The following is a 14,693-nucleotide window of genomic DNA, read 5'->3' as shown; positions in this document are numbered from 1 at the left end:
CCATCGCTATACAAACCAGCCCTGCCTGCGCGTTTCGCTGGAAATGCGCCACGTGCGGATCGCGATGCTAAGCTTCGCGTCCCCTTGGGGAGTAGCCGGATTCCTTCGCAGGAATCGTCCACGTCAACATACTCGGCCAGTGCGCCGTGGCGTGGACAACCATGATGGTTGGCGAGACCAGCGGCCCGCGCGCGCAACGTCAGGTTGGGCGCGAGCGCAGGCCGTGCGTCCGTCCCAGCCCGACCTCAGCCACCGCCCATGTCCCCCATTTCGATCCTCCTGATCGGCTTTGCCATGTCCACCGATGCCTTCGCCGCTGCAATCGGCAAGGGTGCGGCCATGCGCAAGCCGGTGTTCCGCGATGCATTGCGTGCCGGCATCATCTTCGGCGTCATCGAGGCGATCACGCCCATCATCGGCTGGCTGCTCGGTCGGGCTGCCCTGCAATACGTCGAAGCCTTCGACCACTGGATCGCCTTCGGCCTGCTCGGCGCACTGGGCATCCACATGATCTACAACGGCCTGCGCCCCGACAGTGCTGAGGACGACGAAGATCCGTCGCAACACCACGGCTTCTGGAAGCTGGCGCTGACCGGTTTCGCCACCAGCATCGACGCGATGGCGGTGGGCATCGGCCTGGCCTTCATGGATGTACATATCGGCGTGATGGCTGCGGTGATCGGCCTGTGCACGCTGACCATGGTCACCGTCGGCATCATGCTCGGCCGCGTGCTGGGCAGCATGGTCGGCAAGCGTGCGGAGATCATCGGTGGCGTGATCCTGGTGATCATCGGCGCAACGATCCTGTACGAACACCTGCACGGCGTGGGGTAACGCCCGCCCCTGTAGAGCCGAGCCCATGCTCGGCTGCTTCACATGGCAACCGAGCGTGGGCTCGGCTCTACATTGGAGCATTCGCCGACATGCAGCACGGCATTTCGCTGATGGAGAGGCTGTCATGCGTGCCATAGCCTCTTCGCATGGCCAGTCCCGCACTCCGCTTTGGTCGCTGGTCGCAGACCGGCAATGTCTACGCGATCACGGCTGTGACACGCGCACGCCGTCCCTGGTTCGACGACAAGGCCAATGTCGATCTGCTGATCGAAGCGCTGCGCACCGTAGAGCGGACGGGGCGGACCTCCTCCCTCGCCTGGGTGGTCATGCCGGACCACCTGCATTGGTTGGTCGAGTTGCGTACCGGAACGCTGGCCGGCTGCATGCAGATCCTGAAGTCCCGGAGTGGAAGATCCATCGCCAGGCGCGTTGATGCGAACGCACCGATCTGGCAGCCGGGGTACTACGACCATGCGTTGCGCAGCGATGAGTGCCTGCGCACGCAGGCGATGTACATTGCGGCCAATCCCGTGCGTGCTCGGCTGGCCACGCGCATCGGGGAATACCCCTATGTATGGAGTCGATGGCGGCTTTGGGGGTGATCGGTATTGAGGCCAAGAGCAGCCGAGCATGGGCTCGGCTCTACAGGGGCATCATGAAGGCTGCGGAGCCGAGCACATGCTCGGCTCCGCAGTCCGTTACGATCAATCTTCTTCCGGCGGCAGCACGATGGCGTCGTCGTCGATGGCCAGCTTGCCGGCCATCAGCACGGCCTGGGTGCGGTTGGTCACGCCCAGCTTGCGCAGGATGGCGGTGACGTGGGCCTTGATCGTCGCTTCGGAGACGTTGAGGTCGTAGGCGATCTGCTTGTTCAAGCGGCCGGCGCCCAGCATCTGCAGCACGCGGAACTGCTGCGGGGTCAGCTCGCGCAGGCGCTGGCCGACTTCGCGTTCTTCGCTGCCGGTGGGTGGCACGTTGTGCGCTTCCGGCGGTGCCCAGGTCTCGCCATCGAGGATGGTGCCCAGTGCGTGGCCGATGGTGTCCGAGTCGGCCGACTTCGGAATGAAGCCCAGCGCGCCGTGGTCGAGGGCACGGCGCATCACCGTGGCTTCTTCGCGCGCGGACACCACCACCACCGGCAGGTGCGGATGCAGCGAGCGCATGTGCACCAGCGCGTTGAAACCCTGCGCACCCGGCATGTTGAGATCCATCAGGACCAGGTCGGCGTCATTGTGCTGGTCGGCCAGTGCATACAGCGCTTCCACGCTGTCGGCCTCGAACAGCTGCACGCCGGGGATGACCCGCTGCACGGCCCCGCGCAGGGCCTCGCGGAACAGCGGGTGGTCATCGGCAATCAGGAGGGTGGTCATGGTCGGGGGGAACCGTGGGGGGAAACTGCATGGGGCCAGATCCTCCGGGGTCATAGCCCGTTCCTGGCGGAACGGGATCCGACCCCGGGGATCCGACCCCGGGTCGTACGTCAGCGCACCTTGCGCTCGTCCACCAGCGACGCCACCACCGACGGATCGGCCAGGGTCGAGGTGTCGCCAAGCTGGTCCGGCGCGTTCTCGGCAATCTTGCGCAGGATGCGGCGCATGATCTTGCCCGAGCGGGTCTTCGGCAGGCCCGGCGCCCACTGCAGGTGGTCCGGCGTGGCGATCGGGCCGATTTCCTTGCGCACCCAGGCAACCAGTTCCTTGTGCAACTCGTCGCTCGGCGCCTCTTCGGCCACCAGGGTGACGTAGGCGTAGATGCCCTGGCCCTTCACGTCATGCGGGAAGCCGACCACGGCCGCTTCGGCCACCTTCGGGTGCGAGACCAGCGCGCTTTCCACTTCGGCGGTGCCGATGCGGTGGCCGGACACGTTGATCACATCGTCAACGCGGCCGGTGATCCAGTAGTAGCCGTCCTCGTCGCGGCGGCAACCGTCGCCGGTGAAGTAGCTGCCCGGGTAGGTGCGGAAATAGGTATCGATGAAGCGCTGGTGGTCGCCGTACACCGTGCGCATCTGGCCCGGCCAGGAATCACGGATGATCAGGTTGCCCTCGGTCGGGCCGTCCTGGACCTCGCCATCGGCATTGACCAGCGCCGGCTGCACGCCGAAGAAGGGCAGGGTGGCCGAACCGGGCTTGAGGTCCATCGCGCCGGCCAGCGGCGAGATCAGGATGCCGCCGGTCTCGGTCTGCCACCAGGTATCGACGATCGGGCAGCGGCTGTCGCCGACCACTTCGTAGTACCAGCGCCAGGCTTCCGGATTGATCGGCTCGCCGACGCTGCCGAGCAGGCGCAGCGACGCGCGCGACGTCTTCTTCACCGGCTCCTCGCCTTCGCGCATCAGCGCGCGGATGGCGGTCGGGGCGGTGTAGAAGATGGTCACCTTGTGCTTGTCGATGACGTTCCAGAAACGCGAGGTATCTGGGTAGTTCGGCACGCCTTCGAACATCAGCGAGGTCGCGCCGTTGGCCAGCGGCCCGTACACGATGTAGCTGTGGCCGGTGACCCAGCCGACATCGGCGGTGCACCAGTAGACGTCGTCTTCGCGCAGGTCGAACACCGCTTCATGGGTGTAGGCCGCGTACAGCAGGTAACCGCCGGTGGTGTGCAGCACGCCCTTGGGCTTGCCGGTGGAACCGGAGGTGTAGAGGATGAACAGCGGGTCTTCCGCGTTCATGCGTTCCGGTTCGCAGCTGGCCGGCTGGCTGTCCACCACATCGTGGAACCAGCGGTCGCGCGGGGCCTGCATGTCCACCGCGCCGCCGGTGTGGCGCACCACCAGCACGGTTTCAACCGTATTCGTGCCCGGCAGCTTCAGCGCGGCATCGACGTTGGCCTTCAGCGGAATCCTGCGGCCACCGCGCAGGCCCTCGTCGGCGGTGATGATCAGCTTGCTCTGGCAGTCGCTGACGCGGTCGGCGATCGAATTCGGCGCGAAGCCACCGAACACCACCGAGTGGATCGCACCGATGCGCGCACAGGCCAGCATGGCCACCGCGGCGTCGACGATCATCGGCAGGTAGATGGTGACGCGGTCGCCCTTCTTGACGCCGAGGTTGCGCAGCGCGTTGCCGAGGCGGCAGGTGCGCTCGTACAGCTCGCGATAGGTCACGTGCTGGGCCGGTGCATCCGGGCCGTCCGGCTCGAACAGCAGGGCGGTCTTGTCGCCGCGCGTTTCCAGCTGGCGATCCAGGCAGTTCACGCTGGCATTGAGCTCGCCATCTTCGAACCACTTGATGTGGAAGTCGGACAGGTCATAGCTGACGTTCTTGATCTTCGTCGGCTTGCGCATCCATTGCAGGCGCTCGGCGGCCTTGCCCCAGAAACCATCCGGGTCGGTCACCGACGCCTGGTACTGCTGTTCGTACGACGTCTTGTCGATGCGTGCCTTGGCGGCGAACTGCGGATCGACGGGGTAGATATCAGCCATGGCACCCTCACTTGCACGTTGACTTTGTATGTGCGGTCGCAGCATCGCAACGACCGATCCCCCTCAGTTTGCCCCATCCACCCCCGGCCGCGTCACCACCCTGGTTAGACCATGGTCGAAAGTGAGCGCCCAGCAGGGCCGGGTTCGACCAATGGCCAATAGCCGCTGTGCGCGAACGCCCCGCAGTCTCGGCTCGACCGTGCCCCACGCGCGGCATCACCTTGCCACTTGGGAGAGAGGGCAACATGAGCCACCGTACGTTGAAAGCCGTGCGCACACCTTTGGCGGCCTGCCTGTTGGTCGCCCTGGTCGCACCGGGCATGGCGTTCGCAGAGACCGCCAAAGAGAAGGCACTGGAAGCACGCGTTGCCGAACTGGAACGCCAGGTCCAGCTGCTGCTGTCTTCGCAGCAACAACAACAGACCCAGATCAGCCAGACCCAGCAGGCGGTGACCGAAGTGCGCACGGTGCAGGCCGGGCAGAAGCCGGTCGCCTCGGTGCCGGCGGGCAAGCAGCCGATCCAGGTCACCACCATCACTCCGGGCGCCGCGCCCGGCACCACGGTCAAGATCGGTGGCTTCATCAAGGCCGACTTCCTGGCCACCCAGACCAGCGATGGCCAGCTGGCCGACGACGCCACCGGCCGTTCGCTGTACCTGCCGGGCCAGACCCCGGTGGAAGGCGCCGGCGGCAGCGGCAAGCGTTCGGGCACCGACTTCAACGCCCACGCCAAGTTCTCGCGCTTCAACCTGGGCATCGACAACGTGAGCGAATCGGGCAACAAGGCCGGTGCGTTCTTCGAGATGGACTTCTTCGGCAACTCGCTGGGCAACCAGACCGCCACCAATACCTATGGCGTGACCCTGCGCCACGCCTACATGTACTGGAACAACTGGATGGCCGGCCAGACCTGGTCCAACTTCATGGACGCGGCCGCGCTGCCGGAGGCGGTCGACTTCGTCGGCCCCACCGACGGCGTGATCTTCGTGCGCCAGGCCCAGGTGCGCTACACCCAGGGCGGCTTCAGCGTCGCACTGGAAAACCCGGAAACCACCACCCTCACCGGTACCCGCAACCCGGTCACCGGGGCCTGGACCAACGCCAGCGCCAACTCCGACCGTGGCAGCCTGCCCGACCTGACCATGCGTTATGGCTGGAAGGGCGACTGGGGCACCTTTGGTGTCGGTGGCATCGTCCGCCAGTTGAAGGTGGACAACCAGTCCACCGGCGCGAAGGCCGACAAGGTGGCTGGCGGCCTGACCCTGGGCGGCAAGTGGGTGATGGGTGGCAGCGATTCGCTGCACTACCAGCTGACCGGCGGCGAAGGCATCGCCCGCTACATCGGCCTGGGCATCACCGCCGACAGCGCCTACGACGTGGCCCGCGACGAGCTCAACCCGACCGGCGTGCTGGCCGGCTACGTGGGCTGGCGGCATGCGTTCTCGCCGAAGCTGCGCACCAACCTGATCTACGCGCGCAGCGACTACGACAACGACAGCATCCTCGGCCCGCTGGTGACCAAGAGCGTGCAGAGCATCCGCGGCAACATCTTCTATTCGCCGCTGCCCAAGGTCGATATCGGCGCCGAGCTGATGTACGGCCGCCGCGAAGTGGAGAACGGCAACAAGGGTGACATCACCCGGTTGCAGTTCACCACGAAGTACAGCTTCTAAGAGCGTGCCGGCCAGCGGCCGGCACCTACCGAGATGGGGCGCCGACCAAGGTTGGCACCTACCGAATTGAGTGCCGGCCAACGGTCGGCACCCACCCACAACGATTGCTTCGGAGGGGAAGCGTCTTATGTCCAGCACTGCACCAGGCCCGCACCATGCGGCGGGCACCCTGACCAAGGGCCACAAGAAAGTCATCTTCGCCTCGAGCCTCGGCACGGTCTTCGAGTGGTATGACTTCTTCCTGTACGGCTCGCTCGCGGCCATCATCGCCAAGCAGTTCTTCAGTGGCGTCAATGAAACCACGGGCATGATCTTCGCCCTGCTGGCGTTCGCTGCCGGCTTCTTCGTGCGTCCGTTCGGCGCGGCCTTCTTCGGCAGCCTCGGCGACCGCATCGGCCGCAAGTACACCTTCCTGGTCACCATCCTGATCATGGGCATCTCGACCTTCCTGGTCGGCGTGCTGCCCAACTACGCCTCGATCGGTTTCGCCGCACCGGTGATCCTGATCATCCTGCGCCTGGCCCAGGGCCTGGCGATGGGCGGCGAGTACGGCGGTGCCGCCACCTACGTGGCCGAGCACGCGCCGGACGACAAGCGCGGCCTGTACACCAGCTTCATCCAGTGCACCGCCACGCTCGGCCTGTTCCTGTCGCTGCTGATCATCCTGGCCTGCCGCATGACGCTGGGCAACGAGGCCTTCGAAGCCTGGGGCTGGCGCATCCCGTTCCTGGTCTCGATCCTGCTGCTGGGCATTTCGGTATGGATCCGCCTGCAGCTGAGCGAATCGCCGCTGTTCCAGCAGATGAAGGCTGAAGGCAAGGGCTCCAAGACCCCGTTCCGCGACAGCCTGAAGGGTGGCAACCTGAAGCTGATGCTGCTGGTCCTGCTCGGTGCGGCGGCTGGCCAGGCGGTGGTCTGGTACGGCGGCCAGTTCTACGCGCTGTTCTTCCTCAGCAGCATGCTGAAGGTCGATGCCACCACCTCCTACCTGCTGATCGCCGCTGCGCTGGCACTGGGCACGCCGTTCTTCATCTTCTTCGGCTGGCTGTCCGACCGCATCGGTCGCAAGAAGATCATCCTGGCCGGCTGCCTGCTGGCGGCCATCACCTACATCCCGATCTTCAAGGGCCTGACCCACTTCGCCAACCCGGCCATCGAAGAAGCCCGCAGCAGCTCGCCGGCCCTGGTCGTGGCCGATCCGGCTACCTGCTCGTTCCAGTTCGATCCGGTCGGCCTGCGCAAGTTCACCAGCTCCTGCGACGTGGCCACCGCCGCGCTGACCAAGGCCGGTGTGCCGTACGACGTGCAGCCCGCCGCCGCCGGTTCGCTGGCGATGGTGAACGTGGGCAGCGCCAGCGTCACCTCGTATGAGGCCGCCGGCCTGACCAAGGAAGAAGGCAAGGCCAAGGCCGATGCGTTCGGTGCGGAACTGAAGACCGCCCTGACCACCGCCGGCTACCCGGCCAAGGCCGATGGCGCCCGCATCAACATCGCCGGCACCATCTTCATGCTGTGGCTGCTGGTGCTGTACGTGACCATGGTCTACGGCCCGATCGCCGCCTACCTGGTCGAACTGTTCCCGACCCGCATCCGCTACACCTCGATGTCGCTGCCGTACCACATCGGCAACGGCTGGTTCGGTGGCTTCCTGCCGGCGATCTCGTTCGCGCTGGTGGCCGGTACCGGCAACCTGTACTACGGCCTGTGGTACCCGATCGCGATCGCACTGATGTCGGTGGTGATCGGCGGCCTGTTCCTGCGCGAGACCAAGAACGTGGATATCACCAAGTAACCGGTGGGTTCCATGCAGTGAAGGAAAGGCCGCGGTGCAGACCGCGGCCTTTCTGCTTGTGGGCCGTGCCCACTCGGCCCGCATCCGGTAGTGCCGGCCGCTGGCCGGCAACCTCCTGAATCGCCGCGGACATGAAGCCCTTGCCGGCCAGCGGCCGGCACTACCATTGCGTTGCGCAGCACCCCGTATAGTCGGCCCATGACCACCACCACGCCGGCCGACCTTCCCGCCCTCCTGCACACCCTGCGCAGCGCCTGGCAGGCCCAGCGCCCCACGCTCGACCAGCGCGAAGCCGACCTGCGCCGTCTGCGCGAGGCATTGAAGCCGCGCCTGGACGAAATGGCCCAGGCCATCGCCGAGGACTTCGGGCATCGCGCCCACGTTGAATCGAAACTGGCCGATGGCATGAGTGTGCTGTCGGCCATCGACCACCTGCGGCGCCACCTGCGGCGCTGGTCGAAGCCGCAGCGCGTATCGGCCGGCTGGAAGCTGTGGCCGGCGCGCGCGCAGCTGCGGCCGACGCCGCTCGGCGTGGTCGGGGTGATCTCACCGTGGAACTACCCGGTCACGCTGGCATTGGTGCCTTTGGCCACCGCCATCGCTGCGGGCAACCACGTGCTGCTGAAGCCGTCTGAGCACACGCCGCGCACCAGCGCGTTCCTGGCCGATCTGCTGGCCAGCGTGTTACCGCCCGATCGGGTGGCGGTGGTGCAGGGCGGGGCGGATGTGGCCGCAGCGGTGTCGTCGCTGCCGCTGGACCATCTGCTGTTCACCGGCTCGACGGCGGTTGGCCGCAAGGTGATGGCCGCCGCCGCTGAGCATCTGGTACCGGTCACACTGGAGCTGGGCGGCAAGTCGCCGGCGATTGTCTGTCGCGATTTCCCGCTGGACAAAGCCGCTGCGCGGCTGGCCACCGGCAAGTGGTTCAACGCGGGCCAGACCTGCATCGCGCCGGATTACGTGCTGATCGATACCGTTCGCCAGCGCGAATTCGTACAGGCGCTGCAGCAGCAGGTGCGCGAGCGCTATGGCGACTTCAGCGATGCCGACGACTACACCCGCATCATCAATGAAGGTCAGTACCGGCGCCTGCAGGGCTATCTGGCACAGGCGCGGCAACGCGGGGTGCCGGTGATTCCGTTGGCGCAGGTGGATGACGCGCGCGCCGACCGCGAGCGCCTGCTGGTGCCGACCGTGGTGCTGGACCCGCCGGACGACCTGGACCTGATGCGCGAGGAGATCTTCGGCCCGATCCTTCCGGTGCGGGCCTACCCGGATCTGGACGCCGCGCTGGGCGACGTGCTGTCCCGCGACCGGCCGCTGGCGCTGTATCCCTTCAGCCACGACACGGCGACGGTGGAGCGCATCCTTGGCCAGGTGGTGGCCGGCGGGGTGACGGTGAATGACACGCTGCTGCACTTCGCCGCCGATGGCCTGCCGTTTGGCGGGGTAGGGGCCAGCGGCATGGGCGCGTACCACGGCCGCGCCGGGTTCGATGCGATGAGCAAGCGGCTGCCGGTGCTGTGGCAGTCGCGCTGGGCGGCCAGCGACCGGCTGCGGCCGCCGTATTCGAAGATTGCGGGGTTGTTGAAGCTGCTGCTTCGGTAGTGCCGGCCGCTGGCCGGCAACTGCAGGGTCTTGCCGACGGTTCATGGGGTTGCCGGCCAGCGGCCGGCACTACCGGTGGGTGCAAGCCTTGGTTGGCACATGGGGGCCTCGGCGCCAACCAAGGTTGGCGACTACCGGGCATGGGTGGCCCAGCCGGGTAGAATGCCCGCATGAAAATCGCCTCGTGGAACGTCAATTCGCTCAATGTCCGCCTGCCGCACCTGGAGCAATGGCTCAGGGAGTTCGGCCCGGACATCGTCGGTATCCAGGAAACCAAGCTGGAGGACCACAAGTTCCCCGATTCGGCGCTGATCGCCGCGGGCTATCGCAGCGTGTTCGCCGGCCAGAAGACCTACAACGGCGTGGCGCTGCTGTCGCGTGAGCCGGCGCAGGACGTGCAGATCGGCATTCCCGGTTTCGAGGACGAGCAGAAGCGCGTCATCGCCGGCACCTTCGGCGACCTGCGGGTGATCAACCTGTACGTGGTCAACGGCCAGGACATCGGTACCGACAAGTACGACTACAAGCTGCGCTGGCTGGAAGCGGTGCATGCCTGGATCGCCGAAGAGCTGCAGCGCCACCCGAAGCTGATCGTGATGGGCGACTTCAACATCGCCCCGGACGCGCGCGACGTGCACGACCCGGCGGTGTGGAACGACAACCACATCCTGACCTCCACCGCCGAGCGCGGCGCATTGAACAAGCTGCTGCAGCTGGGCCTGCACGATGGCTTCCGCCTGCACAATGACGAGGCGGGTACCTTCAGCTGGTGGGACTACCGTGCCGCCGGCTTCCGCCGCAACCTGGGCCTGCGCATCGACCTGACCCTGGTCTCCGATGCGCTGAAGGACAGTGCGGTGGCCTCGGGCATCGACCGCGAGCCGCGCACCTGGGAACGCCCGAGTGACCATGCGCCGGCCTGGGTGCAGATCGGTTGAACGAACAGGGCCCGACGATTGCCGGGCCCGTTCTGGAACATCTGCCGGCCAGTGGCCGGCACTACCCTCAGATCACCGTATGCTCTTGCGGGTGAACAGGTTGACGATCGCCAGCAGGATCACCGCACCGATCAGCGAGAACAGGAAGGTGCGGAGGGTGATCGCTTCGTTGATGCCGCCGCCGAACAGCCAGCCGGAAATCAGCGCGCCGACGATGCCGACCACGATGTTGAGGATGATGCCCTGCTGGGCATCGCGCTTCATGATGATGCTGGCCAGCCAGCCTACGATGCCGCCGACGATCAGCCAGATGATGATGCCCATGATCGAACCTCCGGTGGGGAACTGTGACCAGTTGACGCGCAGGGCTGTGAACCCGTCGTGGAATTGCGTGATGGGCGTGTGCGGATGAGCCTGCCAGCCACCCTCGATGGCCCGTGGCGCTTCGGTCCGGTGACGGTCTGGCGGCGCCCGCATGTGCCGGGCCAGCGTGGTGAACCGCAGGCGCGGCAGGTGCTGGCGCAGGCATTGGGCGCCGACCCGCAGACGCTGCCGCTGGTCCGCGATGACAAGGGCCGGCCGGAACTGAGCGGCCCGTTGGCCCACTACGGCACCGGCTGGAGCCATAGCGGCGAGGTGCTGCTGGTGGCGCTGGGCGAAGGCGTCCGGCTGGGCGTGGACCTGGAGCTGCTGCGGCCGCGACCGCGCCTGCTGGAAATCGTGCGGCGCTTCTTCCACCCGCAGGAGGTGGCCTGGCTGGAACGCCTGGATGAGGCCGGGCGCGAGCACTGGTTCTTCCGCGTGTGGTGCGTCAAGGAGGCCATCCTGAAGGCGCATGGGCAGGGCATCTCGTTCGGCCTGCACCGCCTGCAGCTGGCGCCCGGGCCCGATGGCGCCCTGCACCTGCGCTGGTGCGACCCGGAACTGGGCGAGGCCGCGCGCTGGCACCTGCACGAGTGGCAGGCCAGCGGCCAGTTCCGCGCCGCATTGGCCTGGTATCCACACTGAAGCGGGGAATCGGCGCGCAAAACCGGCGATAATGCCGGCATGAGCGAACACCCACTTCCCGCCAGCGTGTCTGCCACGCTGGAACAGGGCCTGGCCAGCATGGGCCTGGACGCCGCGCTGGCGCCGCCGTTGCTGCGCTACCTGGCCCTGCTGCACCGCTGGAACGGCACCTACAACCTCACCGCCATCCGCGACCCGCAGGAGATGGTCACCCGCCACCTGCTCGACTCGCTGGCGATGCAGCCGTTCGTGGCCGACGGCAGCCTGGCCGACCTTGGCACCGGCCCCGGGCTGCCCGGCATCCCGCTGGCGATCGCCTGCCCAGGCCTGCAGGTCACCCTGGTCGAGAGCAACGGCAAGAAGGCGCGCTTCATGCGCGAAGCCGTGCGCCAGCTCGGCCTGGGCAACGCCCGCGTGGCCGAGTCGCGCGCCGAGGCGCTGGACGAGGCCGGCCGCTACGACCAGTTGACCGCGCGCGCGATGGACACCCTGGCCGGCATCGTCCGCGTCGGTGGCCACCTGCTGCGCCCCGGCGGCGTGTTGCTGGCCATGAAGGGCGTCTACCCGCATGAGGAGATCGCGGACCTGCCGGCGGGCTGGCAGGTGCGTGAGGTGACCCCGTTGAGCGTGCCCGGCCTGGCCGGCGAACGCCACCTGGTCACTGTTACAGGCCCCTGATTCCCGCCGCCAGCCCCTTGTGGAACAACGGGTTGGCGATCCACGATTTCCGCAAGGGGCCGGTTGTACGCATAATGACCGGTCCCAGCACACGTCGACGAGGCACACCCGCATGGCCCGCATCATCGCCATCGCCAACCAGAAGGGTGGCGTCGGCAAGACCACGACCGCCGTCAACCTGGCCGCTTCCCTGGCCAACGCACCCAAGCGCGTGCTGTTGGTCGACCTGGATTCGCAGGGCAACGCGACCATGGGCAGTGGCGTGGACAAACGCGAGCTGGCCGCCTCCACCTGTGACCTGCTGCTCGGCGAGAACAGCGCTGCCGATGTACGCGTGCAGACTGCCGAGGGTTACGACCTGCTGCCCGGCAATATCGACCTGACCGCCGCCGAGATCCAGCTGATGGGCCAGAGCGAGCGCGAGCAGCGCCTGAAGCGCGCGCTGGCGCCGATCCGCGACGAGTACGACTACATCCTGATCGACTGCCCGCCGGCGCTGTCGCTGCTGACACTCAACGCGCTGGCCGCCGCCGACTCGGTGATCGTGCCGATGCAGTGCGAGTACTACGCGCTGGAAGGCCTGAGCGCGCTGGTGGAAACCATCGAAGCGCTGCGCACCAGCCTGAACCCGGCGCTGGAGATCGAAGGCGTGCTGCGCACCATGTTCGACGTGCGCAACAACCTGGCCAACGCAGTGTCGGCCGAGCTCACCGAGCACTTCGGCGACCGCGTGTTCCGCACCATCGTGCCGCGCAACGTGCGCCTGGCCGAGGCACCCAGCCATGGCCAGAGCATCGTCGGCTACGACCGCGCCTCGCGCGGTGGCGTGGCCTACCTGGGCCTGGCCGGCGAGATCATCCGCCGCAACAACGAACGCAACAAGGCCGGCAAGGCCGTGGAGATCGTCTGATGACCAGCAGCAAGCCGGCAGCCAAGAAGCGAGGCCTCGGCCGTGGCCTGGATGCGCTGTTGGGCCCGAAAGGCGCGGTCAGCCAGGTGCAGGCCACCACCGCGGTGATCGAGCCGCTGCCGGGTGAAGTGCTGCGCAAGTTGCCGGTCGGCCAGCTGCAGCCGGGCAAGTACCAGCCGCGCCGCGAGATGGACGAGGGCAAGCTGTCCGAGCTGGCCGACTCGATCAAGTCGCAGGGCGTGATCCAGCCGATCCTGGTGCGCCAGCTGCCGGCAGGCAACTACGAAATCGTCGCCGGTGAACGCCGTTGGCGCGCATCGCAGCTGGCCGGCCTGGACGAAGTGCCGGTGGTGGTGCGCGAGCTGGAAGACCGCACCGTCATCGCGATGGCGCTGATCGAGAACATCCAGCGCGAAGACCTCAACCCGCTGGAAGAAGCCGAGGCGCTGCAGCGCCTGATCAGCGAGTTCACCCTGACCCATGCCGAGGCCGCCGAGGCCGTCGGCCGCTCGCGCGCGGCGGTGTCCAACCTGCTGCGCCTGCTGGAGCTGCCGGTGGCGATCCGCCTGCTGCTGGAAACCCGCCGCCTGGAAATGGGCCACGCCCGCGCGCTGCTGACCCTGGCTCCCGAGCTGGCCGGCAAGCTGGCCCAGGAAGCAGCCGATGAAGGCTGGTCGGTGCGCGAGGTCGAGCGCCGTGCGCAGGCCTTCGCCGCCGGCAAGGTGCCGAGCAACCGCCCGGCGGCCACGCCGAAGGTGCAGCAGGCCGACATCGCCTCGCTGGAAACCGAACTGTCCGAAGCATTGGGCGCCAAGGTGGCGATCAATCATGGCCGCGGTGGCAAGGGCAAGCTGATCATCCACTACACCGACCTGGATACCCTGGACGGCGTGCTGGAAAAGCTGCGCACGCGCCAGGGCTGAGCCCGGCGCAGTGACAGGGGGCGCGGCCCGTTCCTGCCGTGTCCCGCCAATGACAGGGAACGTACCGCCGCGCGCGCCGTGGGAATGCACTGCCTTCCGGTCCGTGGCCTCATCCAGGGAGCAGGACATGAGCAACGAATACGAGGACGTCAGCCCGGACGGCACCCAGATACTGGTACATCGCCGCGAAAAGGACTTCGTGCTCGCCACCGGCGAAGAACGCCACATCGAGGCGATCAGCGCCCACCTCGAACGCCATCTGGGCCCGGTGTCCGGTGTCTTCCACGAGATCATCTCCGACCTGGTGCACATCGACGTGCACGTGGTGCCGGCCAATGACCACTGCCCTTACCTGCGCCTGGTCACCTCCGGCATGAGCGACCTGCCGATGACCGTGCCCGCCGAGGTGGACGCGGACGTGCCGCGCTACATGGAACTGATGGTGACCCTGCCGGCGGACTGGCCCATCTCCCAGGACGCCTTCGAGGACGAGCGCAATTACTGGCCGGTGCGCCTGCTGAAGGGCATGGCGCGGTTGCCGCACGAGTACGACACCTGGCTGGGCTTCGGCCACACCATTCCCAACGGCCATCCCAGCGAGCCCTATGCGCCGGGCGTGGGCTTCGACGGCGCCATCGTGCTGCCGCCGGTAACCACCCCGGAGGACTTTGCCACGCTGGAACTGGACGACGGCAAGACCATCAGCTTCATGAGCCTGGTCCCGCTGTACCCCGAAGAGATGGACCTGAAGCTGAGGAAGGGCGCCGAGGCGCTGCTCGACCGCTTCGACGCGAAGAAGATCCAGGATGTAATCGAACCCGGCCGCACCAACGTGGCGAAGAAGCGTTTCGGTTTGTTCTGAGACCGGTAACATCAGGGGCCTGAACTTCGTTTCCAGGCCCCTG

General features: G+C 67.0%; 14 protein-coding genes and 1 riboswitch. Of the genes, 11 read left to right on the top strand and 3 right to left on the bottom strand.

Translation table 11 applies throughout. The features are described from left to right. Positions 1-80: 80 nt before the first annotated feature. A riboswitch (yybP-ykoY riboswitch) is annotated at positions 81-170 on the top strand. A gap of 88 nt (positions 171-258) precedes the next feature. Both VG561_RS18280 and VG561_RS18275 read left to right on the top strand, forming a co-directional pair. Further along, positions 259-834: a manganese efflux pump MntP family protein gene (locus VG561_RS18280; RefSeq protein WP_032957840.1), complete on the top strand. Its 576-nt coding sequence runs from the start codon at positions 259-261 to the stop codon at positions 832-834. A 146-nt stretch (positions 835-980) separates the two neighbouring features. Beyond that, positions 981-1,436: an REP-associated tyrosine transposase gene (locus tag VG561_RS18275; protein WP_241887606.1), complete on the top strand. Its 456-nt coding sequence runs from the start codon at positions 981-983 to the stop codon at positions 1,434-1,436. Between the two features lie 102 nt (positions 1,437-1,538). On the opposite strand, the gene VG561_RS18270 is transcribed toward VG561_RS18275, so the two are convergent. Beyond that, positions 1,539-2,204, bottom strand: a complete 666-nt coding sequence (locus VG561_RS18270; RefSeq protein WP_006477308.1) for a response regulator transcription factor — start codon at positions 2,202-2,204, stop codon at positions 1,539-1,541. A gap of 110 nt (positions 2,205-2,314) precedes the next feature. Then, positions 2,315-4,258 (bottom strand): acetate--CoA ligase, encoded by a 1,944-nt coding sequence (gene acs / locus VG561_RS18265; RefSeq protein ID WP_180835605.1) that lies wholly within the window; start codon positions 4,256-4,258, stop codon positions 2,315-2,317. 245 nt (positions 4,259-4,503) lie between these two features. Between acs and VG561_RS18260 the strand changes: the two genes are divergently transcribed. From VG561_RS18260 to xth, 4 genes are all read left to right on the top strand, one after another. Further along, positions 4,504-5,931: a DcaP family trimeric outer membrane transporter gene (locus VG561_RS18260; RefSeq protein ID WP_423179858.1), complete on the top strand. Its 1,428-nt coding sequence runs from the start codon at positions 4,504-4,506 to the stop codon at positions 5,929-5,931. A gap of 127 nt (positions 5,932-6,058) precedes the next feature. Next, positions 6,059-7,723: an MFS transporter gene (locus VG561_RS18255; protein ID WP_014648890.1), complete on the top strand. Its 1,665-nt coding sequence runs from the start codon at positions 6,059-6,061 to the stop codon at positions 7,721-7,723. 198 nt (positions 7,724-7,921) lie between these two features. Continuing rightward, positions 7,922-9,331: a coniferyl aldehyde dehydrogenase gene (locus VG561_RS18250; RefSeq protein ID WP_423179857.1), complete on the top strand. Its 1,410-nt coding sequence runs from the start codon at positions 7,922-7,924 to the stop codon at positions 9,329-9,331. Positions 9,332-9,501: 170 nt separating this feature from the next. Continuing rightward, entirely contained in the window at positions 9,502-10,269 is a 768-nt protein-coding gene (gene xth / locus VG561_RS18245) for an exodeoxyribonuclease III (protein WP_423179856.1), read from the top strand. 72 nt (positions 10,270-10,341) lie between these two features. Here the strand turns inward: xth and VG561_RS18240 are convergent, their stop codons facing one another. Beyond that, positions 10,342-10,593, bottom strand: coding sequence for a GlsB/YeaQ/YmgE family stress response membrane protein (locus VG561_RS18240; RefSeq protein WP_014648887.1), 252 nt, complete (start codon positions 10,591-10,593; stop codon positions 10,342-10,344). Between the two features lie 84 nt (positions 10,594-10,677). Here VG561_RS18240 and VG561_RS18235 point away from each other — a divergent pair, with 84 nt between their 5' ends. The 5 genes from VG561_RS18235 to VG561_RS18215 all read left to right on the top strand — a co-directional run bounded on the left by VG561_RS18235 (position 10,678) and on the right by VG561_RS18215 (position 14,650). Next, entirely contained in the window at positions 10,678-11,277 is a 600-nt protein-coding gene (locus tag VG561_RS18235; protein ID WP_046433275.1) for a 4'-phosphopantetheinyl transferase family protein, read from the top strand. A 39-nt stretch (positions 11,278-11,316) separates the two neighbouring features. Then, entirely contained in the window at positions 11,317-11,955 is a 639-nt protein-coding gene (gene rsmG / locus VG561_RS18230) for a 16S rRNA (guanine(527)-N(7))-methyltransferase RsmG (RefSeq protein ID WP_014648885.1), read from the top strand. A gap of 112 nt (positions 11,956-12,067) precedes the next feature. After that, positions 12,068-12,865, top strand: a complete 798-nt coding sequence (locus VG561_RS18225; protein WP_014648884.1) for a ParA family protein — start codon at positions 12,068-12,070, stop codon at positions 12,863-12,865. Then, complete coding sequence (locus VG561_RS18220) at positions 12,865-13,788, top strand: ParB/RepB/Spo0J family partition protein (protein WP_014648883.1); 924 nt, start codon at positions 12,865-12,867, stop codon at positions 13,786-13,788. The genes VG561_RS18225 and VG561_RS18220 overlap by 1 nt, the downstream gene beginning before the upstream one ends. A 127-nt stretch (positions 13,789-13,915) precedes the next feature. Continuing rightward, positions 13,916-14,650 (top strand): suppressor of fused domain protein, encoded by a 735-nt coding sequence (locus tag VG561_RS18215; protein WP_049407664.1) that lies wholly within the window; start codon positions 13,916-13,918, stop codon positions 14,648-14,650. Positions 14,651-14,693 lie beyond the last annotated feature (43 nt).

The organism is Stenotrophomonas sp. CASM110 (assembly GCF_049384345.1).
GTDB lineage: Bacteria > Pseudomonadota > Gammaproteobacteria > Xanthomonadales > Xanthomonadaceae > Stenotrophomonas > Stenotrophomonas muris.
The sequence above is the reverse complement of the archived record's forward strand: the minus strand, read 5'-3'. Positions and strand labels throughout refer to the sequence as shown.